Source organism: Acidothermus cellulolyticus 11B, from assembly GCF_000015025.1.
GTDB classification, from domain to species: Bacteria; Actinomycetota; Actinomycetes; order Acidothermales; family Acidothermaceae; genus Acidothermus; species Acidothermus cellulolyticus.
Genome location: NC_008578.1, coordinates 511,471 through 533,998, shown reverse-complemented (window position 1 = coordinate 533,998; position 22,528 = coordinate 511,471). Strand labels below are relative to the sequence as shown.

Genomic DNA, 22,528 nt, shown 5'->3' with positions numbered 1-22,528 from the left:
AATTAGGACGTGACCGTGAACCTCACTGACAGCGCACCGCCGGCCGTTGACAGCGCCCGCCGGGCGGCGATCCTCGATCATCTCCGCGCCGCGGACCGGCCGCTCTCGATTACCGAGATTGCCGAGGCGACCGGCGTGCATGCCAACACCGCACGCTTCCACCTGGACCGGTTGGTGGACGAGGGTTTGGTGAGTCGAAGCGCCGAACCGCGGGACACGCCGGGCCGTCCGCGGATCCTGTACGCCGCCACGGCAACGGACCCGGGTCCGCGCAGCTATGCGCTCCTCGCGGAGATGCTCACCGGCTTGGTCGCATCGATCGAGAAATCCACCGACGGTGCGAGGAAGACGGGCCGCCAGTGGGGACAGCACCTGGTCGAGCGGCCCGCGCCGTCGGAACAGATTTCCACCGACGAGGCCGTCCGGCGGGTCAACGCCGTCCTCGACGCGATCGGGTTCCGTCCCGAGATGCGCAAGCTGGACGGCGAAACGGAATTCCTGCTCCGCCACTGCCCGTTCCGCGAAGTTGCGCTCCGGCACACCGACATCGTGTGCGCGCTGCATCGTGGGTTGATCGAAGGCGCGGTCGGCGAATTGCACGCGCCGCTGGAGGTCATGGACCTCCGGCCCTTCGTCACCCCGACGCTCTGCACGGCACGGTTGCGCCGGACCGACCAGCGGCGACGTTCATCCGGTACACCAGCCGACCGGCGGCGACGTTCGTCCGGTACACCAAAACGGTCGCCGAAACAGCCGACAGAGACACGTCCCCGATGACAACGCAGACTGCGCACCGATCGGCGGTGACGCCGGCCCGCCGGCCGAGCATTCGGCCGCGCCTTGTCATCGGCGCCGCCGGGATGCTCACCCTGCTCGCCGCGCTCTGGGCTGCGCTGCTCCTCCTCGGCCTCTCCGTACCCGCGCCACGACCCGATTTCGCCGAGATTCACGGCCCCCTCATGGTCCTCGGTTTCCTCGGCACCCTCATCGCGTTGGAGCGGGCGGTCGCCATCGACCTGCGGCCGGGCTACGCCGTACCAGCCCTCGCCGGCTTCGGTGGACTCGCCGTACTCGTCGGTGCCGTCACGGTAGGAAAAATTGCGTTCGCCGCCGCGGGAATCGGGCTCATCGTGCTATACGCGATAGCCGCAACCAGGCAGGCCAGCACGCATCTGACGGTCATGGCCGGCGGGGCGGTCGCCTGGGTCGTGGCCAGTGGACTCTGGTTGGCCGGTTGGGACGTCGCACGATTCGTGCCGTGGCTTGCCGGATTTCTCGTCCTCACGATTACCGGCGAGCGGCTGGAGCTCGCGCGGATGCTCTCCCTCGATCGCTTCGCGCGCCGGAGTTTCCTCGCTGCTGCCGGGATCTTTCTCATCGGTGTCACGGTGACCCTGGTGTCGGTCCGGTGGGGAATGCGGGTGGCCGGAATCGGCCTCCTCGTCTTCACCGCGTGGCTTGCGCGGTATGACGTCGCGCGGCGGACCGTCCGCCAGCACGGTCTGACTCGTTACATGGCCGTCTGTCTCCTCGCCGGGTACGGCTGGCTTGCCGTCGCCGGCGCGCTCTGGTTGCGGTTCGCCACCCTCGCGGACGGTCCGGCGTACGACGCAATGCTGCACGCGACGTTTCTCGGCTTCGTCATCGGCATGGTTTTCGCCCACGCACCCGTCATCGTGCCTGCCGTGTTCCGGGCCGAGATTCCCTATCGGCGGTACTTCTACGGTCACGTCGTGCTGCTGCACGCTTCGCTCGTGCTCCGGATCCTCGGCGGCGACGCGTTCGGCAACCACCTGGCGTGGCAGATCGGCGGAAGTCTGAACGAGGTCGCCCTCTTAGGTTTCCTCGCGGCCATGGTTATCGCGATCCGCAGTCATCAACAGGCCAAGAGAATGCGGAGCGCGGCGGGCGGCGCGACGGCGTCCCCGTGACGGTGAGCCGGCCGGTCGGTAGAGGAGGGAGAGGAGAAGATGACGTACGTCATCGCTGAACCGTGTATCGATGTAATGGACCGCGCCTGCGTGGAGGAATGTCCCGTCGACTGCATTTATGAGGGTGCGCGGTCGTTGTACATTCACCCCGACGAATGCGTGGACTGCGGAGCCTGCGAACCCGTCTGCCCCGTGGAGGCCATTTACTACGAGGACGACCTGCCGGAGCAGTGGACGGTGTACCGCGAGGACAATGCCGCGTTCTTCCACGAAACCCTGCCGGGACGTGACGCGCCGCTGGGCTCACCCGGCGGAGCAAGCAAGCTCGGCCCGCTCGGCGTCGACACTCCGCTGGTGGCTGCGGTGCCGCATCGGGAAAAGAACGACGCCTGACCACCGTCGATTGCGCGCGCGGCCACCCGCGGCGACAAACCCGCACCGGGAGGAGGAAGAAATGGACGTCACCGAACTCGTTGACGGTCCACCGACCGAAGCAAAAGTCATCGAGATGCTCCGCGACGTCATCGACCCCGAGGTCGGCATCAATATCGTCGACCTCGGACTTCTCCGGGAAGTCGCGGTCAGCCCGAACGGAGCGGTCCGCGTAGCGACGACGCTGACCACGCCCGCCTGTCCGCTCGGCCCGTACATCACCGAGCAAATCTACGGCACGCTCTACCAGCTGCCGGGCATTGCAGATCTCGAAGTGGAAATCGTCTGGTCACCGCCGTGGGACCCCGACCGTGACATGAGCGAGGAGGCAAAGCGGCTTCTCGGGTGGCCCACCTGAGCCGATCGTTCCACCACCCGTTGTCAGGAGCCCGTCGACTCGCCGGCGGCAAGGGCGTCCAGTGCAACAGCCGCATGCGCGTACGCACCGCCGGCACGCATCTCAGCCGCAACCCAGATCGCTTCCATGATTTGCTGATCGGATGCGCCTTTCCGCCGCGCCAATGTCGTGTGACCGCGAATGCAGTACGGGCACTGGGTGGTATGGGCCACGGCCACCGCGATAAGTTGCTTGGTGACTTCCGGCAAGGCCCCGTCGGCGAAGACCTGCCGGCTGAACGCGGTGAACGCGTCGTGAATTTCCGGAGCAAGTTCCCGACGACGGCGACTCATCGCATCGGTGGCCGGCGGATACACGTCATGTGGCATTTCATGCCTCCCGTCAAGAAAAATCGGACTCCTCGAACGCGGCAGTTGGCGGGCTCCAGAATACCCGCTATCGTGAGATCGACTCGATCCTCTGCGACAGTGAGGTAAGCCGATGCGCAAGACATCCCTCACCGCCCTCGGCAGGGAGCTCTTGGAGAAAGCGCGGCAATCCGCCGCAGGCCGGGCCGCCGACACGGTCTACGGCGGTCACGAACATCACCTCCGTCAAACCCTCGTCGCTCTCACCGCGGGCAGTACCCTCGCCGAACACGAGAGTCCGGGCGAAGCGACGCTGTACGTCCTGTTCGGCCGGATTCGACTGCTCTCCGGAAATACGACCTGGGAAGCGATCGGCGGCGACCTTCTCGTCGTACCGGAGGACCGCCACCGGGTCGAGGCGGTGGAAGATTCGAGCTTTCTCCTCTCCGTTGTGAAAACGCCCTCGTGACTCGGCCGGGTGACCCAGCGTGCCACCGTCCGACACCGCGTCGTTTCGTGCTGAGTCGACACGCCGCACCCAGAAACCGTGCGTCATTCCTCTGGCCGCCGGACGATAAAGACGTGGTAGCGACGCGGCCAGATTCCAGCACGCCGTAGGCTCTCCATGCGGTACCCGTGACGCTCGGCCCACAGTCGGATTTCGATCGGCGCATACACGTCTCGACTCCGAATTTCCAATGCCGCACCCGGCGGAACCGTACGCATCGCTTCATCCGCGCGGATCAATCCGATCGCGCACGGCACCCGCCGGTTGTCCACCAGCCGCGGGGCAGCCGGCTGGGGTTCCGCGGACTCGGAGAGATCCTCGATGGCACAGACCCCTTTTACCGGTGAGCACTGACGGAAGAGCGGACACGTGATGAAGACGACGACGAGTGCCACGATAATGGCGACTTTGATTGGAATAAGCACGCCGGGGTAACGGCTCCACCATGACATCGGCAGCGTGCGGTACGCACCGGCCATCACGAGCCCGGTCCCGATGATCGTTGGTAGCGCGACCCGCACCACCCAGCGAAAACGGTCCAACTGATGAGCCTGGACGATGACCGCATCCATCGTTGCGTGCTGCCGTCCGACCGGCATGGCCACAGCAATATTCCACAAGGCGCCACCCAGCCAGAGCGTGAACGCCGTCAGGTGCGCGAGCCGGACAACCCCGTCGACGCCCAGGCCGGCGTCAGCGTAGGCCCAGCCCACCAACTGCCCGGCGCACGCAGCAGCGGCGGCAAAGGCGACGCTGCGACGGGCGATACCGACAGTCAGCGCAATCGCAAGGAGGAGAGCGTCAACAGAAAGCGCGACGCGCAGAGCCGGCCGGTCTGCGAGATACGTTGCGGCCCACGGTCCGGCACTCCCGAGCACCGTCCCGATGGCAAGGAATCGGCCAAGCCAGGCCGCACGGCTGATAGCGGCGGTGTTGTAACGAGAAACCGCGTCCGGTTGCGCGTCGGCTTCGGTGGCCCGCAGGTAGAACAGGCGCCAGGCGAGGAAGCCGCCGGCCAGCGCGGTCACCCAGAGCGCGAACCACCTGACAATGAGGAAGGCGCCGTGCACGCCGAGGTCGGTACCGGTGAAAACGGCTCCCGCAATGGAGGCCACGGAGATGAGGACAAACGCAATCCGCGGAAGAATCGGCGTCTCCTCACGGACGACGACCCGCAACTGCGTCGCCCGGCTCACGCTCACTGTCATCGTCTGTCACCTGCCGGGTGCGTCTCGCTCGCAGCAGGCGTCGAACCCGCCCGCGCGCAGACCCATCCATCGGGCAGCCGACCGGCGGCGACGAACTCACGTAGCGCCTCCTGGCGTTGCGGCTCAAGGGCGCTATCGAGCTGCGGATAAAGGATGCGCTCTTCTTTTGGGTTGTGCGACGCCAATAGTGCGGTGAGCCGGCCGCGAACCAGTTCAGCAGCCGATGTCACGTCACCAGCGGCAAGAAGACGCTCCACTTCCGTCATGACGTCCCACATCTTTCCGTGTTCGTTGAGCATCACGAGGATCGGGCCGACGAATCCGGCATCCTGCAGAGGCGGGAATGCAATCTCCTCTTCAAGGTAGATGTGCCGGCGCAGCCCGGCGAAGGCGTTGCGCAGTGCCGATGGAGCGTCGTCCGCTGCAGGAGCCGCGAGAAACCGTTCGATGCCCTCGTCGATGAGACGGTGTTCGGCTTCCAGCGCTTCGGCGAGCGTCGTCACCTGTCCTCCTTTGTCACGAGAACACTTGTAACAATAGTCGGGTCATGAGAAGATGGCAACGGTGTCCCCTGTGCATAAGTCAGCCAAGGCCACCTTTGTCATGACCTCAATAGGAGAAACCGAGAGCGCAACAACGGAAGGCGGTTGATCACGGTGAGAAGCACGGACCGTTCCGATCCCATCGACGTCATCCGCGCTCACCACGAACAGCTTCGGACCGACCTGATGAACGAGGTCGAGGAACTCTGGCGGTCCCTCGGTGTGTCGGCGCCGGACACCGGCACGTCGTCCCGTGGCGCAGCGATCATCGACCTCATCCGGGGTCAGATCGCACCCCACGCCCATGCCGAAGAGGACACGATGTATCGGGCGGCGTACCAGCTTGAGCGGTTGCGACCGCTCGTCACCGGAATGTCACAGGAGCACGCGCTGCTCTTTGACCTCGCGCGCGACATCGAGGAAGCAGAGACAGTTCTCCTTCAGGCGCGGGCAGCCGCACAGTTCACGACCCTGTTCTCCGCTCATATCGACAAGGAGAACGCCATTTTGCTGCCGGAACTGCGCGCCGCAGGCGTCGATCTGGACGATGTTCTCGGGCAGATGCACGAGTCGTTCCGTGCTTTCACCGGAGACCACGGCACGAAATCCGTGACCGACGGACCGGATCGGGCAACCACCATCCAGGTTGCCGACATTCCTCTCGTCGTTGACACCCGCCAAGCGGGAACGCACAGTTGCGCCGACCTGACGACGTCAGCGTTCGACACCCTCGCGGTCGGTCAAGGTCTGCTTCTCGTCGCCGACCATGACCCTACGCCGTTGCGGTACCTCTTCGAGGCGGAGCGTCCCGGCCAGAGTGAGTGGCAGCTGGTGACCGTAGGGCCGCCGGAGTGGCAGGCAAAAATCCGTCGCATCGCTTAGTAGACGGATGACCCCTGGGGTGCGCCGCTTGGACCGCCCGGCGTCATGCTCGTGCATGCTCTGATCCCGAGGTCGTGAGCAGCCGGCGGCAGCGTGCCGTTACGAACCGGCGCGGGTAACCGACAAGACGACACCGGCCGGAATGCTGAGGGCGAGAACGAGGGCGATGACATAGCAGAACCGTACGAGACGCCGGTGCTCGCGTTTTCCCTTGTGCAGCAAGGCAGCCGCGTACGCCAGCGCCGCCAGCAGGAACATGCCGCCGCCAGTCACAAGTGCCGGCTTGTGCAGCAGTGTTCCGGTGACGACCTCGGTGTTGCCAAACTGCCAGCACAGGCTTGTGACGGTAATCCGCTGGACACCCTTGGTTGAGGCGTCAACGACCCGCAGGGAGAGCGGGAGCCCGACTCCAACGACACCGGCTACCAGCACGAGGTATGCGGAGGTCCACGACATCGCCCGAGTCGGGTGATGCGCGCTCCCTGCAGCAATCAATCCCCCGGCGACCACGCAACCGATGGCGAATCCCACAATCACACGAAGCGATCGCGGCCATCGGTCCGGAGAATCCGGCCCTCCGGGCTCTGCCGCTGCCGGCCGCGTCAGCTCTACGGACACGTGCTCGTCAGCCGACGGCACTGCGCATCATCTCCCTCTCGTACGCGCGGTCCGACTCGGCCTCAAGCCAACTCTCGCCGGCTTCACCGGCGTCCACCTCGGCGAGGAACCGGACCGCTTCCCAGCCGCTGACCAAACCGTCAGCGGAGAGAATCGCCGGAAGGCTCGGCGAACCGACGTCCTGCCAGACTTCGCGCCAGCGCCGGATCCGTTCGTGGCCGTCCCGGGTGAGTGGTCCGCCAGCCATCGAGACCAAGAAACCCTGTCGGCGGGAGGCCATCCGCACCTCGGCGTCGCCGACAACAGATCTCGGACGCCCGGTGAAAGGCGCGGGGTGCTTGCGGTAGACGTCGTAGGCAATCCGGCGCAGAACATTGGGATCGGCGATGTCCCGCTGGTCGCGCCACCCGGCGAGGAAAAGAGCGCGCCGCATGGGGTGGGCGAGTCCGTCACCGAACGCCTCGGCATACGCCGCGGTCGCCGGCCCGGAATTGGGAATCCGCACCGGCTCAGCCGGCCACTCATCGTCCGCGCCTGCGAATGACCGTCCCTCGCGGAGGAGGGCATCATCGGCCGGCGTTGGCGTGAGCGGTCGGCTGCGGTCTGCAACGACAGCCCACCACTCCACCTCGCGTCCCCGCGCGAGAAGCCGATCGACCCGACGGCTCGCCAAGTAACTGGCCGGGTCTGCGAAATCACCCATGACGATCAGCATGGCCGCCTCCGCACGACGCATGAGCTTCTCATTGCTGCTCCGGTCCGACGCCGGATGCTTGCGCAACGACTTTCTTCAGAGCAGACGACGCACCGGTCCCTTGAGCGCCGGTGACAGCGAGTTTCCGGTAGTCGGGGACATGACTCAATTCCGGGTGGTGGAGGTCGAAGGCGGGGCGGAAGGAGCGGATGCGGGGCAGGCGGCGGAAGTTGTGCCGGGGTGGTGGGCAGGAGGTCGCCCATTCCAGGGAGGCGCCCCAGCCCCACGGGTCGTCGACGCCGACGTGGGGGGCGTACCGCCAGGTCCGCCACACGTTGATACCGAACGGGATCATCGACAGTGCCAGCAGGAACGAGCCGATGGTCGAGACGGTGTTCAGCGTGGTGAACCCCTCGGTCGGCAGGTAGTCGGCGATCCGCCGGGGCATGCCTTCCACACCCAGCCAGTGCTGCACGAGGAACGTGGTGTGAAAGCCGATGAACAGCGTCCAGAAGTGCACCTTGCCGAGCCGTTCGTCGAGCATCTTGCCGGTCATCTTCGGCCACCAGAAGTAGAACCCGCCGAACATGGCGAAGACCACGGTGCCGAAGAGCACGTAATGGAAGTGCGCCACCACGAAATACGTGTCGGTGACATGGAAATCCAACGGCGGTGACGCGAGCATGACACCCGTCAGCCCGCCGAAGAGGAACGTCACGAGAAAGCCCAACGCCCACAGCAGGGGGGTGTCGAAGGAGAGCTGACCGCGCCACATCGTGCCGATCCAGTTGAAGAACTTCACCCCGGTCGGAACCGCGATCAGCAGGGACATCAGCGAGAAGAACGGCAGCAGCACCGCGCCGGTGGAGAACATGTGGTGCGCCCACACACTCATCGACAGCCCGGCGATGGAAATGGTGGCGAACACCAACCCCTTGTAGCCGAAGACCGGTTTCCGGCTGAACACCGGGAGGATTTCGGTGATGATTCCGAAGAACGGCAGCGCGACGATGTACACCTCCGGGTGGCCGAAGAACCAGAACAAGTGCTGCCAGAGAATCGGGCCGCCGTTGGCCGGATCGAAAATATGCGCACCGAGTTTGCGATCCGCCTCCAACGCCAGCAACGCCGCCGCCAACACCGGGAACGTAAGCAGCACCAGCAGGCTGGTCAACATGACGTTCCAGGTGAAGACCGGCATGCGGAACATCGTCATCCCCGGCGCCCGCATCACCAGCACGGTCGTCATGAAATTGACCGCACCCAAGATTGTCCCGAGTCCCGAGAGGGTGAGTCCCATCACCCACATGTCACCGCCGAGCGAGGGCGAGTGCGCGACGTCCGACAACGGCGTGTAGGCGTACCAGCCGAAATCCGCCGCCCCACCCGGGGTGAGAAAACCGCCGACCGTAATCAACCCGCCGAACAAGAAAAGGTAGTAGCTGAACAGATTCAGCCGGGGAAACGCCACATCCGGCGCACCGATCTGCAACGGCACCAGGACATTCGCAAACCCGACGAACAACGGCGTCGCGAACAAGAACAGCATGAGCGTGCCGTGCATGGTGAAGAGCTGGTTGTACTCCTCCGGCGTCAAGAACTGCAACCCGGGCCGGGCCAACTCCGCCCGCATCAACAACGCCATGATCCCTGCGATGATGAAGAACCCAAACGACGTGATCAAATACAGTTGGCCGATCAGTTTATGATCCGTCGTTGTCAACCAGTTAACAATCACCGACCCGCGCCGCTGCGCCCGCCAAACCCGCTCCCGACTGAGAGTTGCCTGACCGTCGATGTCGTTGACGACGACGCTCACCCGCTGCCTCCCTACTCTCGCCGTACATGCACGTCATCGCGTGCGCCACGCCGTCGCGCGCCCACGCGCCGTCCCGTGCGTCACACCACGGCATGCAGACGTCATTTTAATATGAGAAGCGCTCGTAAAAATAGATAGCGATAGAACATACAGAGCAGACTGTCTGATCAACCACAAGGCAGCGGGCGGCGCCGCGTCGGCCGCGCGGGAACATATGGGTGGACACACCGGCGACCCGGGCGGCAGGACAGACACACCGCCGGCCCCAGCAGCGGTGCCCGACGTACCGGATCGAGCGCAGCTAGCGCGTTGCGAAGACCAACACGTCCACGGCACGGCGGGGAACGCCGTCGACCTCGACGTCCCGATAGACATGCTCGGCGCGCTCGACAGTAAGATCGCCGATCCACCCGATCACGTCATCGGGCTCGTACAAGACCGCCGGGTCCTGCGGTCCGCCGACACCCACCGTGAGATTCATCCTCGCGTGCCCAACGAGGAGCAGGTGCCCGCCGTCCCGAAGAGCCTCTCGTGCCTTCGCGAGCACCGAACTCATCGTCTCGGCCGGCAAATGCAGGTACGCGAGGACGGCCAGGTCGAAGCTTCCCGGCTCCGGTTGCCACTCGCTGAGATCCGCCTGCACCCAGGTCACCGAGACACCGGCGTCGCGGGCCGCCGCGCGGGCGCGGTCGAGTGCAACGGTCGAGAAATCCACGCCGACGACCTGCCATCCGCGGCGCGCCAGCCAGATCGCATTGCGTCCTTCGCCGCACCCGAGGTCGACTGCCCGGCCCGGCGGCAATGTCGCAACTGTCTCAGCTACGAAGACGTTCGGCTCAGCAGACCAGAGCCGGTCCGTCGCTGCGTACCGGGCGTCCCACTCCTCGGCCTCCATCGCGACTCCCCTCAAACACCGGTCCGGTATTTCGCGTCACCCACCCCGCGCTCGCCGTGTAGCGTCATCCGCTGCCTTGCCAACGAAGGCGGGCCGCCTACCCGTGCGCCGCGCTGGACGACCCACTGCCGACAACTGAACCGCGGTGCGCCGGAATCGGGACACGTGCGTTGACCACGAGCGGCCGCCACCGGGTTGCCGCGATGATTGCCCCGATCCGCTCGAGGATCGGGACGACGAGCCACCGGCCGAGGAGGACAACGAGCCCGCCGAGAAGCAGACCAGCGATGACGTCGTGGCCGTAATGGGCGCCGACATAAACCCGGTCGGCCGCCAACAGGAGGCCGAAAATCGCCCCGAGAATTCCAAGCCGACGCTCGATGAGCCAGAGCCCGACGATGACGCCGCCGGCAGCGACCGCGTGGTCAGAAGGGAAGGAGTAATCGTGGGTGACCGGAACAAGCCGGTCCACATTACGCAGCTCTTCGTACGGCCGGGGTTCTGCAACAGCGTGACCGATCAGCTGATTGAAGCCAAGCGCAATGACACAGCCGATCGGCGTCCAGACCGCGATTGCCACACTTCGCACGCTCTGCGTCCGCGCCCGAAGCCACCCGGCGACGACCAGCAACGCGAGAATGACGAGCCCCGCCCAGACGGCGTACGCCGTTGCGACACCGTGCAGCCACGGGGTGTGCTTCGCAAGCCCGTTGAGGAAACGGAGAATCGGATGACTGCTTCCGAAGATGTTCGTCATGGCCGCCTCCGCACCTGCGCCGCCTGCGGCGTCCCGTCATCCTCCGCCGGCCTGCGCATCATTCACCGGCCGGAAAGTCGTACCGCGCCGGGACGTTCGCGGGCGCATTTCTCGCACCGTACCAGAGTGCTATCTCTTGGTGCGGGCGGAAAACAATCGTCGCTGGATTCCCGGTGAACGGCTGACCATCGACAAAAACCCGGAGCACCTGCGAGGCGTTGTCGGTGAGACCGCCGAGCCGGCCGGGGCCAAGCGCGACGCCCCACTCGGTGAAGAACTGCCCGAGCGTGAACGGTACGTTCTTCGGTGATTCGATGTGGACGACGCCACTGGTGTCGTGCGTATGCAGCGACGTGAGTCCGGTCACCTGGCCGCCTTGGACAATGAAGCCGATCCCCGCTGGCACGGGGACGGCGTGACCGTTCACCAGGATGTCCAGGTGGGCGTGGTAGTGGACATCAACGTGCTCTTCGCTGGACGCCACGAGACCGGCCGCGGCGATGTACGGCGCCGCATCAGCCGGAATGGGCCACGGAGGCATCGCCGTGGAGAGGGCGACCGCCGCCGACGTTGACCCGGACGGACTGGTCGATGCGCTGGACGGCGCGGCGGAGACTGGTGCCGAGGGTGTCGTCGTCGACGACGCTGATGTGTTGCCGGACGAACAGGCGGCCGTCACCGCGGCGACGAGCACGAGGAGTCCGGCCAACGGACGACCCACCCCGCGGCGTACCGATCGCGGCTGGAATCTCATCTCGCCTCCTGCTGGATAAGCCTCTCCCCGGGACGCCGCAGCCGTCGGAGCTCCACGGTCGTGCCGCGCTCCACAGTAACCGGCGCCGAAGCCGGCATTTGCTCCGGATACCGTCGGCATGGTGAAAACTTCCTGAGAATCGCGGAGAGCGTTGGAAATTCCGTCATGCGGCTGGTCATCCATGTTCGGCCCGGCAGTTCCCGGGCAACCGTCGGCGGCAGCCACAACGGCGCGCTGATCGTCGCAGTACGTGAACCGGCCGAGCACGGCCGCGCAACCGACGCCGCGCTCGCCGCGGTCGCGCAGGCGTTCGGGGTGCCAAAATCCCAGGTGCGGCTGGTCAGCGGAGCCACGAGCCGTCGCAAAATAATCGACGTGATCGACGGTGATCCGGTGCGGCTCGCGGAACTGCTCGCCAGGTGAAGCCCACCGCATCTACTTTCGCAATGTGAAGCCCGCCGCATCCCCTGCTGGTGACCGGCGCGAGGGTAATCCGCGCGGCTCCAACGGCAACTACATCGGCGCCTGCACGGAATCCGACGGCGGCGGTCCTTCGCACCGTGACAATGCGCCGTCCGAAGTGCCGGCGCCCCGGCCGTCCGCGGTGGAGGACCGTCGCAACAACGGTGACGGCGCAAGGAGCCCGACGCCGACGTACAGCAAGGTCCCGCCCGCGACAATCCCAGCCAATGCAGCGGGTGAATGCGGCAGGGCGACACCAAAGGCAACGACGGCGAATATGTAGGAAACAATCGGATTGGTAATGGTCATGGCGGTCATCGCCGCCGGCAGCGGACCGGCCGCGAATGCACGCTGTTCAACAAGGAATCCCAGCACGGTCACGATGGCTAACCCGTAACCGACCCAATCGGTGGCGGTCGCTGCGACACCGCGGTGCAGCAAGTCATCAGAGGTCAGCTTGTTCAGCACCGCTCCGCAGGCGAAGAACAACCCCGCCTCCGTGCCGAGAATGATGGACCGTGCCACCCGCCGCCGGTACATCGCGCCAAGCGCGAGCGCCGCGGCGGCGCCGCCGACCAGCGGGCCGATCGCCAGCAGCCGGGTGCGGTCCGCCTCACCGCCCGCCGGCAACGCCCCCCGGACCGACAACAGAATGGCCAGGCCACCGCATATCGCGAGACCGCCCAGCCACTCGCGCCAACCCATTTCCCGATGCACCGCCCGCGCGGAAAGTATTAACGTGAACAGCAATTGCGACACCAGCAGCGGCTGCACGACCGCAACCGACCCAAAATGCAGTGCCACGGTCTGGGTGAAAAAGCCGGCCAAATTCGCCAGCCAGCCGAGCAGCCACCCTCGGTCGCGGATGAGCCGTTGCACGAACGTCGCAACGTCGACGTCCTGTTTGCCACCGGCGACGCGGGCGGCGCGGGCCTGCAGAACCGCGGCAAGCGCAAAAAGAAACGCTGCGCCCAGGGCGAGCAGCGCAACGCCTGCCATCAGGAACCGCCGCCTGATCCGCGCTCGCGACCGACCGCCGGACCGCCGGTGCCCAAGTCCCAGCCCAGCCGGGCGCTGTCCACCCCAAGAATTCCGAGCGCATCCCGAAGACGGGCCGCAAAGTCATCGGCATCGACCGGCCACCCTGGGTCGATCGTCACCGCCACACACAACTGACCGTTCCACCCCAGCGCCCCGACCGACAGCGGCACCCCGTCGGCCAGCGACACCAAGGGGTACACCCGCAATACTGGAGCGCCGAGAAAGCCCAGCGGAATCTCGGGTCCCGGAATATTCGTCACGATCAAACCGAAATGCGGGGGCCGGTAAATGAGCCGGGCCAGCCATCCGTGCCAACGTGCCGGGAGCAGCCCGATCGACCGGACCACCGCGGCGCTCGCCAGCAGCCGACCGGATCGGCGCCGCCGCTCGGCGTCCCCTGCGACAGCGCGCAACCGGTCGACCACCGACATCGGAATCAGCGGAATGCCGACCATGAGTGCCGCGGTCCGATTGCCCGGCAGGCCGTCCCACCCGCCGGGGTCGCCCGGGGGTCGCAACGTGATCGGCACGGCGGCCCGGACCCCGCGCCCCGGCAGGTCCGCCGCCGCCAGCGAGCAGGCGAGCGCATCCCCGGTAGCCGCGAGCAGCAGGTCGGTCACCCGGCAGCGGTGTTCGCGCGCGGCCTTGCGAACCGCGTCGAGCGGTGCCGTGACGACACGGACGACCCGGCGTCCGGTGAGGCGCCCTGCGCCGGGCAGCCGGTCACCGACCCCGTCGGCGGCGAGCTGCCCAAGACCGACGGCGGTGAGCGCCGCCCGCGCCAGCGGCCCCGGCAGGCGATACCGGCGAGGCGCCGGGGTGTCCGGCTGCGCCGGGCGGGTGGCCGGATCGTCCTCGGCGAACGGGGCGAGCGGCTCGAGGAGCTGCCGGACGATCGCGAGAACGCCAAGCCCGTCGCCGATCGCGTGGTGGAACAGCACGCCGAGCGCACTGGTCTGCGGCGCCACCCCGGTGACGAGGACAAGCCGCCAGAGCGGCCGGTTGCGATCGAGCGGCGTCTCGATGAACGGGCGTACGGCGTCGAGGGCCGCATCCAGCCCGCTACCGGACTGCGCAACGACCGGCACGTGCCAGGCCAGATCGATGCTCGGCGCATCCACCCAGCGGAACCGCCGCCGCACTCCTGCGCACCGGACGACCTGCCGCAACCGTGGCAGGTCGGGAAGCTTCCGCGCGATGGCCGCCCGGACGGCGTCCACGTCCGGTGTGCCGGCGAGAAACGCAAGCCCCCCGACGAATTGCGGATTGGCCGGCGTCTCGATGTGCAAGAAGAACGCATCCTCGGCCGCGACCGGATGCCACCGCGCGGCGGCAACCGCCTGGCCGAGCGGCCTGCGCGGCGGCGCCGACGGACCGAGCCAAGCGACCCGGACCGCCTCACCGGCGACAGCGAGGAGGACGAGCGCGGCCCCGGCGGCGGCATCCAGCGTGTAGTGGGTGCCGGTGGCGAGCACGTCGACCGTCGTCACCGCAAGATGGGCACTGCCGAGAGCCAGCGCCCACCGGCTCATGTGCAGGCGGGCGAGGACGGCGAGCACCCAGGCGGCCCAGGCGACGTGAACGCTGGGCATCGCCGCAAGCTCGTCGGCGCCGGCGGAGACTGCCGCGGTTCCCCAGGTGCCCGGCGGGTGATTGGCCGCCACGATGTCGGCGAAGTCGCTCCCCGGCAGCAGCCGCGGCGGGGTAGTCGGCCAGAGCGCAAAACAGGTGATGGCCCCGAGGGTGAGGCCGGCGAGGGTGTTGCGGGCCCACGGATACACGTCGGGGCGGCGCCGCCAGACCCAGAGCAGTACGCCGAAGGTCACCAGGACGTACGTGGTGGCGTACTCCCAGGAGGCAGCAACCCCAAGCGCAGGATGCCGGGCGAGAAATGTGTTCAGCGATCGCTCAACGTCGAGTCCCCAGCGATGCTCGAGATCGAGAATCCCGGTGCCGTGGGCGTCGGCGACCGCCCGGTCCCGCGGCACGAGGTGGGTCACCGCGAGATAAACGGCAAAGATGGCCAGGCCGAGCCCGACCTCCCGCAGGCCGCTGCGCCACGTCGGCGGCGTACGCCGCGGACCTCGCGTCGGGCGGCTCTCCACCGCGGCCACACCAGCCGCCGCGCCACCCGTCGGTCCGCTACCCGTCGCCACCGCGCTACCACCACCTGATTGGCGACCTTATCGATGGGCAGCTCGCCGCGGCACGCGGCCGCCGCCGGTAGGACCAGTCGCGCGATCCTGACCACCGGCCTGGGACAGCCGCGGGCGCAGCAACCGGGCGAACAGCTGCTAGCGGCACGCGTCGATCGAGGTGTTCTCAGCCACCATCCGCTCGACGTGCCAATCGCTGGCAGCGTCGATGAGGGTTGGTTGAGGCCTGGACATCCGCTCGGGTACCACCCACACGCCGAGCGCGACGGCGACAACTCCGATCGCGGCGGCAGCGACCGCGGGGGCAGCTGAACCGGCGCCGGCTAGGGCGATGCCGCCAACCGCAGCACCGATGGCGGTACCGACGTAGATGGATGAACCATTGAGCCCAACGGCGACGGAGGCCAATGCCGGCACGGTGGCGAAGAGTCGGTGCTGCTGGGGGACGATGGTTAGCCCGACCGACAAGCCAAGCGCGGCCATCGTCCCGACGGCGACCGGGAGCCAGTGGCGCGTCGCGGCGAGCATTGCAACAGTGACCGTGACGCCGACGGCACCGACCACGTAGGTGGTTCTTGCGCTTCGCTGCCGGATGAGGCGGGCGACGACACTGGTTCCGGTAACCTGCCCGCTTCCGTACGCGAGCATGGCCGCCACGATCCAGGCACCCCCGGTCTGCACGATGGCCGGCAGGTACGCGATCACTACGAAGGCGGGGGTCAAGACGGTGACGGTGCCAGCGAGGACGCCGAGCACCCGACGGTCCGTCAGGGCCAGGGCCCGTTGGCGCAGCCCGAGTGCCGGGGCGTGAGCGGGGGGAAGGAGACGCACCGCGATCGCCGAGACAACTGCGAGGACGACCAGAACCCACATGGCCGACCGCCATCCCCACATCTGACCGACCAAGATGCCGAAGGGCAGGCCGGCGACGAGCGCAGCCGAGCTGCCGCCGGCCACAATGGCGAGCGACCGGGCTCGATGCCGATCGTCGCTGAGGATGCCGGCGGTGCTGTAGGCAGTTGCTTGGTACCCGGCGGCACCGAGAGCGGCGAGGACCCGGCCAGCGGCCACGGCGGCGAAGTCTGTTCCGGTGGCCTGGATGATCATTCCGCAGATGAACACGCTCATCCCAGCGGCTAGCACCCTGCGACGATCCCAGCTGCCGGTAAGGGTGGCGATAAGCGGGGAGCCGACAGCGTAGACAAGGGCGAAGAGAGTGGTGAGTTGGCCCGCTGTACTGACCGTGACGTGCAGTGACCTGGCGACACGCGGGAGGAGGCCGGACAGTACGAACCCGTCGACGCCGAGGGTAAAGGTTCCGATGGACAACACAACGACGTCGGCGCTCCGCAGCGCTGCCCGTTCCGGTCCCGAAGACGTCGTCGCAGGCACCACCGTGGACGTTGATGTCTCGGTCACGATGACGACTTCTCGACCATGTGTGCGAGGTCGTCAATCAGTTCCCGATGAGACGGCCTCCAGCCGAGGAGTCGGCGAGTCATGGCGCTCGATGCCGGTGCGTCGGTTGCAACCAACCTGGCGAGCCAGCCGAAGTGCGCATCGGCCTGCTCGATGGGGATGGGGCGCACCGGCACGCCGCAGAGCGCGCCGATCCTCCCAGCCAGTACCGCCAGCGGGATACCCTCCTCGTCGACAGCGTGCAGGACACTCCCCGCCGGCGCGTGCTCAAGAGCGAGTCGGTAGAGCAGGGCGGCGTCCTGCCGATGCACGGCGGGCCAGCGCTGTGAGCCGTCGCCGAGGTAGCCCGACATCCCGGTACGCCTCGCGATGTCGATCAACGTGCCGGCAAAGCCCCGCCGGACGGCGTCGTGGACCATCGGTGCGAGGCGCATAACCACCACTCGAATGTCGCGCCCGGCGAGCGCCAGGGCGGCCTTCTCGCTGGCGGCACGAAATGCTGCTGGGGAATCGGTGACGGCCCTGTCGGTCTCGCGACCCACCCGGCGAGGAGGCAGGACCAGAGTGCCCGAGGTGACCACCAGAGGACGGCCGGTGCCGGCGAGGGCATCACCCAGCGCCTCGATCACCTGGAGATCCGTGTCGGCTGCCAACGCCGCTGGCTCCCCGTGGCGAAAGGCCAGGTGGGTCACGGCGTCGGACGATGCCGCTGCTTGCTGTATGACATCGACGTCGTCCAGAGAGCCCTCGACCACGCTGGCGCCGAGGACCGCTAGGCGCCCCGCGGAGGAGTCGGATCGCGCCAGGCCGACCACCACGTGCCCCGCTGCTGCCAAGTGGGACACGACAGCCGAGCCGACGAACCCGGATGCGCCGGTGACGAACACCCTCACGGCTGCCCTCGACCGGCTTGGACAAGTTTTGGAATGATCGTTCCATAAGACATGGGCACAACGTTACGACTTTTGGAACGGCAAGTCAAGAAATCTGGCAAGCTGGCCTCATGACGCGAACCGGCCGGCCCCGCTCGTACGACGAAGAGAAGGTTGTCGAGCGCGCGCGCAACCTGTTCTGGTCACGGGGCTATCACGCCACCTCAGTCCAGGACCTGGTAGACAACCTTGGGCTCCAGCGCGCCAGTCTGTACGGCGCCTTCGGGGACAAACACCGCCTCTACCTGCGGGCACTGTCTCTCTACATCCGGGAGAACCGCGAACGACTCGCGGCGGCCCTGCGAGAAGACGGTCCCGTCCTTCCGGTGTTGCGTCGTATGCTCACCAACCCGGCGACCTTGACGGGCGTTTCGGGCCGCGACCAGCCTCGCGGTTGCCTGGTCGGCAACACGACGGCAGAACTCGTCCCGGGCGACGACGCCGCCCAGGCGATGGTCGCCGCTGCGTACGACGGGTTCGTTGAAGTGGTAAGCGATGCGCTACGCCGGGGTCAAGCGAACGGTGAGGTAGTCACGACGGCCACCCCCGAGGCACAAGCCTTGCTGTTACAGATCGTGTTCCAAGGAGCGGCGTTGGTGGCGAGAGCCGGAATCGATCGGAAGCGGCTCGACGAAAGCATCGACGCTCTCATCGACTTGCTTCGTCAACCCGCGGTACCACCACCTGATTGGCGACCTTATCGATAGGCATGCCGTCGGCCGAGCGCCCGGGCTCAAAAATGACGCGTCGGCACCAAGCCCGAGCCCCGGCTGCGGACGGCGACGCGAACACAGGAGCCCACCGGGAACCGAACGGCGATTACCGGCCAACCACAACCCCTGCCCGCCCGACGCCGGCGTGATGCACGCCATCCCAATCCGGCAACGGAACCGCGGCAACAGCATGGTCAGCCGAGCAACGCGAAACCGGCCTAACCATCCGTCACCGTGAGTCCTGCTGCGGCCTTTGCATAGCCGCGCGATGCCGCGACTCTCGCCGTCCAGAGTGCTCCCCCAGCCAGGCAGCAGCAGACGAGTGCGCCGACGAACAGCGCGCTGCTGTATCCGGGAACGGCCAACGGCAAGAATATGCCGGTCAAGGCGCCACATTGCATGACGGCCGTGTATACCGCTGCGCCGCGCAGCAGACCGCCTATCGCCTCGCCTAAAACGACAACGCCCATCATCTGGTAGCCGGCAGCGTAAACGGCGTACAACGCCTGCGAACCGAAAAGGGTCCAATAGCTACGGCCGCCAAAGACGATCACAGCAAACACTGCTGCTCCGATGCCCGCAACGCCTATCAGTGCCGTACGCGCTCCGGCAGTCTCCGTCAAACGAGCGAGGAACGGCAGGATGAGAATCTCGCCCACACCGGTCACCAGGAAGAGTCCAGAAATTACGCTCACCGGAATCCCCGACTTCGCCGCGTAGAGCGGCAAATAGACCCCTCGAAGGCTATCCGCTGCCTTTAGGAGGATCACAGCGGCCAGGAGCCCCAACGCCACCCCTCTGCTCACGCGCTGCGACGACGGGCGTCTCGGCGGCATGCCGTCCGCAGTCGCGTCCCCGCTTCGCGTGGCCGGACTCTTCACCCGTGTCATACCGAACCACGTCGCGACCGCACTGACAACTGCGAGTCCCCCGGCGACAGCGACCGCGGTACGGACGCCGTCGGACCGCCCGGTCAAGCCGGTCAGACCGACGACGGCGGTCCCGGTGAGAAAGCCGGCCGTAAAGCAGCGCCGGAGCATAGACACGACGTAGGAATTGGACGGGCGCACGTCGCCGGTCGACAAAGCTCCTAGGATGCAGGGAAACAAAACCGTAAGACCCATGGACATCGCCGCGCCGGCGTACAGCTGGAGAAGAAAACTGCTTCCAGCGGCAGTCAGGAGACCCGCCGCCGCGACAACCTGAGTGGCAAGCGCTCCCCGGCGATCCCTGCTCGACCACTCCGGAACTCCACCGAGATTCGCTGCGACGACCACACAGGCATCAATGACGAATAGGAGAACGACTTCCAGTTTCGTGGCGTCCAGCGCATTCAGCAACAGCGGATACGTCAAGCTTATGATCCCGAGTGCGGCGCCATTGGCTCCGATCGCAACGGTGAAGCTTCGCGGCATGCGGTATGGACCCGCCGTTCCCGTGCGACGGTCGCGACCGCCCAGCCGCCGAACGCTCACCATCGGCCACCCACCCAATAGCGGATGCGTTCGGCAGGCGACAACTGGATCTCAAGATCGAGTCCGCTCGAGGGCAAGAAATCAATAATGTCCAAGGACTCGCCGTGCGAGATCCGTTCCCTCACCTCGTTGAGATCGTCGTGATTTATCACGGTGACAGACGCCGGCGCTGCAGGCGTCGACTCCGGTCTGCCGAGGTTCACGCGGCACTGTCTTTCAAAACGCTCGTATGACTCTAACCACCGAAATCCCAGCGATCCCGGGCCGCGTGGATAATTGTCTAAGAGCGCCAATGCACTCCCGGCGTCCTTTGCGTGTTTGTGAAGGAAATGCGAGCGATTGGCTTGCCATTCCTGCATGCGCTGCGGGTCCGTCCGCACCACGTGCCCGTAGTCGATGGTCCATGCGTACGGGTTGTGAACGATGACCGCGCCGTGCTGCCACGCTCTCAGCCCGAGTTCGCTGTCTTCCAGGCCCCAGCCCACGAACCCTTCGTCGAATCCATGAATGTCAACAAGCACGTCGCGCGTGACAGACAGGTTGCAGGTGAAAGTCAGGTACCACGCACTCGCTAAGGCACGGATGTTCTCCGACCACCGAGACGTCACACGCGTTCGAACCTCAGGTCGAAGGCATTGGACTGTCCGGCCCGGACCGGCATGCCGCCTGAAGCCGATGACACAAGCGCGGTCGAAGGCCCGGTGGTATCGCAGGTGCTCAGAGAGCAGCGTCTCAGGAGCGACTTGATCGGAGTCCAGAAAAAGCACGACCCGGCCCCGCGCAGCATCGATACCCCGGTTGCGGCTTGCCGCCCTCGATCCCTCGCCCCGCGCTCGCCTCAGCAGTCTTATCGGGCCGGCAAAGGTTGCACATACGTTGGCAACAGCGTCGGGACGCCGTGAACCGTCGTCCACAACGATAACCTCGGCCCCGACCCGCAGCACCTGAGACTCGAGTGAGCGAAGCAGCCTACGCAAGTCTCGCGTCGCATCCCGGGTGATGATAACCACGCTCAGATCCATCGGTCACACTCCCGAGACCGACGGCCTGTCTGCTGCGAGGACGCGACGCCAACGAGCGATGCGCTCGAGTGCGTCCGCAGCATCGGCGGCCCCGCGCTCCACGGAGAGAAGACGGGCCACCTTTTCGCAGTTGCCGCGCACTACGGTGTCAGACAACAGATTCTTAATTTCTCGCGCGATCGAGCCGACCTCGTCGAGTTCGACGACTTTACCGGTGCCGAGCTCCTCAAGCAGCCGGCCGTTTCGACGTTGCTCATCGTGCTGCGGCAGGCATATCGCCGGAATTCCCGCGTACATCGCGTCGATGAGGGTGGTGTGACCGCCGTGGTGTACGACGACACTGGCGTTACGGATCAGAGCCGGATAGTTGTTGTCGAAAGGCCGGATCGCCACATTCGGGGGAACGTCGCTCAATGCCGAGGCGGCGGTATGCGGGCCCATGCTGACCACCACGTGCATGTCCAACTCAGCCAGCGCTGGGAGCAGCCTCTGCACAATCGTGGAACCCGCAGCAAGACCGCCAAACGTCACGTAGACGTACTCCTCGGACCGGCGGGCGTCACGCCTATCGGACGCCCCAGGCGACCCGTCGATACTCGGAATCGGACCAACGAAGCGGACGTCTGAAACGACGCCCGTCACCCACTGCCGAACCTCCGCGGGTACGCCGTCCAGCGGTTCCAGCCATGCCGAGCTGGGGACCAACAACGCCTCACCAAACGGACGGCTCGGAGGAGCCACACCGATCTCTGCGAATCCCTGGCAGATCTGTGGCCAAATAGCGCTCAACGGGTAATGAAGAAAACTGAGGTTCGCCAGCCACGCACAGGGGACTCCCGCGGCAGCGCTGCTGACGGTTCCCGTGACCCGAAAATCTACGAGGACGACAGCCGGCCGGACGGCGGCCAGCAGGCGTGCCTCGCTGTCGAGGCACGCCGCTAAGTACTGCGGGTTGCTGAGCCTGCTGCGTCCGGGTGGATGCCCTTCGGGCGGTAACGGTGCGACTTCATGTATCGGCCAGTGGGTGAGGTTGAAGCGCTCGACGATTTGTTTCGCTCCTTCGGCACAACCGACCACGACGTTGTGGCCGCGCGCCGCCAATTCAGCACCGACCTTGCATGACCGCACGACGTGACCGACACCGTCGAAGAACGTCAATATCGCAACCACGAGAGGGTCGGAGATTGTCGCGTTGACCCCACCGGCGCTCCCACCGGCAAACGTGGACAACGCCCGCTCTTCCTCGGACCGAAGCGTAGAGTCGAGGTCAAGCGGCTGAAGAAAATCGTCCGGTGACAGGGACACGTCGTACTCGTCGCACTACCGACGACCGGGAATACGACACGGTAGACGCACCGGCAAACTGAGAGCCGGCAAAAATGCTGTCGTCACACACCCTCCTTACCAATGACGCGCTTGCCAACACACGCACACGGTGCCGCCGAGGGCCCCTGCGCACTTATCCAATGCCTTCGCTCAGTCGGGCATGCTAGCAGAACCGTTCACGTGAGATCGGCGCGAGTCGATAATGCGGCGCGCACCCCAAGACAGCCACTAACTTCA

At 66.2% G+C, this 22,528-nt stretch carries 25 protein-coding genes; 9 read left to right on the top strand and 16 right to left on the bottom strand.

Going from position 1 to position 22,528, the window contains the following annotated elements:
• Window positions 1-15 precede the first annotated feature (15 nt).
• From ACEL_RS02590 to ACEL_RS02575, 4 genes are all read left to right on the top strand, one after another.
• Entirely contained in the window at window positions 16-777 is a 762-nt protein-coding gene (locus tag ACEL_RS02590) for a helix-turn-helix transcriptional regulator (protein ID WP_202943398.1), read from the top strand.
• Complete coding sequence (locus tag ACEL_RS02585; protein ID WP_011719336.1) at window positions 774-1,931, top strand: hypothetical protein; 1,158 nt, start codon at window positions 774-776, stop codon at window positions 1,929-1,931. Before ACEL_RS02590 ends, ACEL_RS02585 begins: the two co-directional genes overlap by 4 nt.
• A 39-nt stretch (window positions 1,932-1,970) precedes the next feature.
• Window positions 1,971-2,324, top strand: a complete 354-nt coding sequence (gene fdxA, locus ACEL_RS02580; protein WP_011719335.1) for a ferredoxin — start codon at window positions 1,971-1,973, stop codon at window positions 2,322-2,324.
• A gap of 61 nt (window positions 2,325-2,385) precedes the next feature.
• Window positions 2,386-2,721, top strand: a complete 336-nt coding sequence (locus tag ACEL_RS02575) for a metal-sulfur cluster assembly factor (RefSeq protein WP_011719334.1) — start codon at window positions 2,386-2,388, stop codon at window positions 2,719-2,721.
• A 23-nt stretch (window positions 2,722-2,744) separates the two neighbouring features.
• On the opposite strand, the gene ACEL_RS02570 is transcribed toward ACEL_RS02575, so the two are convergent.
• A complete protein-coding gene (locus tag ACEL_RS02570) occupies window positions 2,745-3,089 on the bottom strand; it encodes a carboxymuconolactone decarboxylase family protein (protein ID WP_011719333.1) in 345 nt (114 codons plus the stop codon).
• A 112-nt stretch (window positions 3,090-3,201) separates the two neighbouring features.
• Between ACEL_RS02570 and ACEL_RS02565 the strand changes: the two genes are divergently transcribed.
• The gene (locus ACEL_RS02565) at window positions 3,202-3,537 is read left to right on the top strand and encodes a cupin domain-containing protein (RefSeq protein ID WP_011719332.1); all 336 of its coding nucleotides are present in this window, start codon (window positions 3,202-3,204) and stop codon (window positions 3,535-3,537) included.
• An 83-nt stretch (window positions 3,538-3,620) separates the two neighbouring features.
• Here ACEL_RS02565 and ACEL_RS12320 read toward each other — a convergent pair whose 3' ends face one another.
• Window positions 3,621-4,784, bottom strand: a complete 1,164-nt coding sequence (locus tag ACEL_RS12320) for a sulfurtransferase TusA family protein (protein WP_011719331.1) — start codon at window positions 4,782-4,784, stop codon at window positions 3,621-3,623.
• Complete coding sequence (locus tag ACEL_RS02555; RefSeq protein WP_011719330.1) at window positions 4,781-5,287, bottom strand: hemerythrin domain-containing protein; 507 nt, start codon at window positions 5,285-5,287, stop codon at window positions 4,781-4,783. The genes ACEL_RS12320 and ACEL_RS02555 overlap by 4 nt, the downstream gene beginning before the upstream one ends.
• 153 nt (window positions 5,288-5,440) lie before the next feature.
• Between ACEL_RS02555 and ACEL_RS02550 the strand changes: the two genes are divergently transcribed.
• Window positions 5,441-6,208 (top strand): DUF2249 domain-containing protein, encoded by a 768-nt coding sequence (locus tag ACEL_RS02550; RefSeq protein WP_011719329.1) that lies wholly within the window; start codon window positions 5,441-5,443, stop codon window positions 6,206-6,208.
• Window positions 6,209-6,307: 99 nt separating this feature from the next.
• Here ACEL_RS02550 and ACEL_RS02545 read toward each other — a convergent pair whose 3' ends face one another.
• From ACEL_RS02545 to ACEL_RS02520, 6 genes are all read right to left on the bottom strand, one after another.
• Entirely contained in the window at window positions 6,308-6,739 is a 432-nt protein-coding gene (locus ACEL_RS02545; protein ID WP_148204507.1) for a hypothetical protein, read from the bottom strand.
• 94 nt (window positions 6,740-6,833) lie between these two features.
• Window positions 6,834-7,562, bottom strand: a complete 729-nt coding sequence (locus ACEL_RS02540) for a thioredoxin domain-containing protein (RefSeq protein ID WP_148204506.1) — start codon at window positions 7,560-7,562, stop codon at window positions 6,834-6,836.
• A gap of 7 nt (window positions 7,563-7,569) precedes the next feature.
• Window positions 7,570-9,318, bottom strand: coding sequence for an aa3-type cytochrome oxidase subunit I (ctaD, locus tag ACEL_RS02535; RefSeq protein WP_420794985.1), 1,749 nt, complete (start codon window positions 9,316-9,318; stop codon window positions 7,570-7,572).
• 322 nt (window positions 9,319-9,640) lie between these two features.
• The gene (locus ACEL_RS02530; RefSeq protein ID WP_011719325.1) at window positions 9,641-10,234 is read right to left on the bottom strand and encodes a class I SAM-dependent methyltransferase; all 594 of its coding nucleotides are present in this window, start codon (window positions 10,232-10,234) and stop codon (window positions 9,641-9,643) included.
• Window positions 10,235-10,331: 97 nt separating this feature from the next.
• Window positions 10,332-10,991 carry a phosphatase PAP2 family protein gene (locus tag ACEL_RS02525; protein WP_011719324.1) on the bottom strand — a complete coding sequence of 220 codons (660 nt, stop codon included), beginning with the start codon at window positions 10,989-10,991 and terminating at the stop codon, window positions 10,332-10,334.
• A gap of 58 nt (window positions 10,992-11,049) precedes the next feature.
• Entirely contained in the window at window positions 11,050-11,532 is a 483-nt protein-coding gene (locus tag ACEL_RS02520; RefSeq protein WP_049751348.1) for a hypothetical protein, read from the bottom strand.
• A gap of 4 nt (window positions 11,533-11,536) precedes the next feature.
• Between ACEL_RS02520 and ACEL_RS12530 the strand changes: the two genes are divergently transcribed.
• On the top strand, window positions 11,537-11,764 hold the full coding sequence (locus tag ACEL_RS12530) for a hypothetical protein (protein ID WP_193138711.1): 228 nt from the start codon (window positions 11,537-11,539) through the stop codon (window positions 11,762-11,764).
• Window positions 11,765-11,805: 41 nt separating this feature from the next.
• Entirely contained in the window at window positions 11,806-12,168 is a 363-nt protein-coding gene (locus tag ACEL_RS02515; protein ID WP_238378052.1) for a DUF167 domain-containing protein, read from the top strand.
• A gap of 90 nt (window positions 12,169-12,258) precedes the next feature.
• Here ACEL_RS02515 and ACEL_RS02510 read toward each other — a convergent pair whose 3' ends face one another.
• The 4 genes from ACEL_RS02510 to ACEL_RS02495 all read right to left on the bottom strand — a co-directional run bounded on the left by ACEL_RS02510 (window position 12,259) and on the right by ACEL_RS02495 (window position 17,716).
• A complete protein-coding gene (locus ACEL_RS02510; RefSeq protein WP_011719321.1) occupies window positions 12,259-13,206 on the bottom strand; it encodes a DMT family transporter in 948 nt (315 codons plus the stop codon).
• Window positions 13,206-15,404: a bifunctional phosphatase PAP2/O-acyltransferase family protein gene (locus ACEL_RS11350; RefSeq protein ID WP_011719320.1), complete on the bottom strand. Its 2,199-nt coding sequence runs from the start codon at window positions 15,402-15,404 to the stop codon at window positions 13,206-13,208. Before ACEL_RS11350 ends, ACEL_RS02510 begins: the two co-directional genes overlap by 1 nt.
• A gap of 138 nt (window positions 15,405-15,542) precedes the next feature.
• A complete protein-coding gene (locus ACEL_RS02500; protein ID WP_011719319.1) occupies window positions 15,543-16,823 on the bottom strand; it encodes an MFS transporter in 1,281 nt (426 codons plus the stop codon).
• Complete coding sequence (locus ACEL_RS02495; protein WP_011719318.1) at window positions 16,820-17,716, bottom strand: SDR family oxidoreductase; 897 nt, start codon at window positions 17,714-17,716, stop codon at window positions 16,820-16,822. The genes ACEL_RS02500 and ACEL_RS02495 overlap by 4 nt, the downstream gene beginning before the upstream one ends.
• A gap of 110 nt (window positions 17,717-17,826) precedes the next feature.
• Between ACEL_RS02495 and ACEL_RS02490 the strand changes: the two genes are divergently transcribed.
• A complete protein-coding gene (locus ACEL_RS02490) occupies window positions 17,827-18,462 on the top strand; it encodes a TetR/AcrR family transcriptional regulator (protein WP_011719317.1) in 636 nt (211 codons plus the stop codon).
• 224 nt (window positions 18,463-18,686) lie between these two features.
• On the opposite strand, the gene ACEL_RS02485 is transcribed toward ACEL_RS02490, so the two are convergent.
• Genes ACEL_RS02485 through ACEL_RS02475 form a run of 3 tightly spaced genes read right to left on the bottom strand, consistent with a single transcriptional unit; the run spans window position 18,687 to window position 22,270 of the window.
• On the bottom strand, window positions 18,687-19,946 hold the full coding sequence (locus ACEL_RS02485) for an MFS transporter (RefSeq protein ID WP_011719316.1): 1,260 nt from the start codon (window positions 19,944-19,946) through the stop codon (window positions 18,687-18,689).
• Window positions 19,940-20,965 (bottom strand): glycosyltransferase family 2 protein, encoded by a 1,026-nt coding sequence (locus ACEL_RS02480; RefSeq protein ID WP_011719315.1) that lies wholly within the window; start codon window positions 20,963-20,965, stop codon window positions 19,940-19,942. The genes ACEL_RS02485 and ACEL_RS02480 overlap by 7 nt, the downstream gene beginning before the upstream one ends.
• Window positions 20,966-20,968: 3 nt before the next feature.
• Window positions 20,969-22,270, bottom strand: a complete 1,302-nt coding sequence (locus tag ACEL_RS02475) for a glycosyltransferase (protein WP_011719314.1) — start codon at window positions 22,268-22,270, stop codon at window positions 20,969-20,971.
• Window positions 22,271-22,528 lie beyond the last annotated feature (258 nt).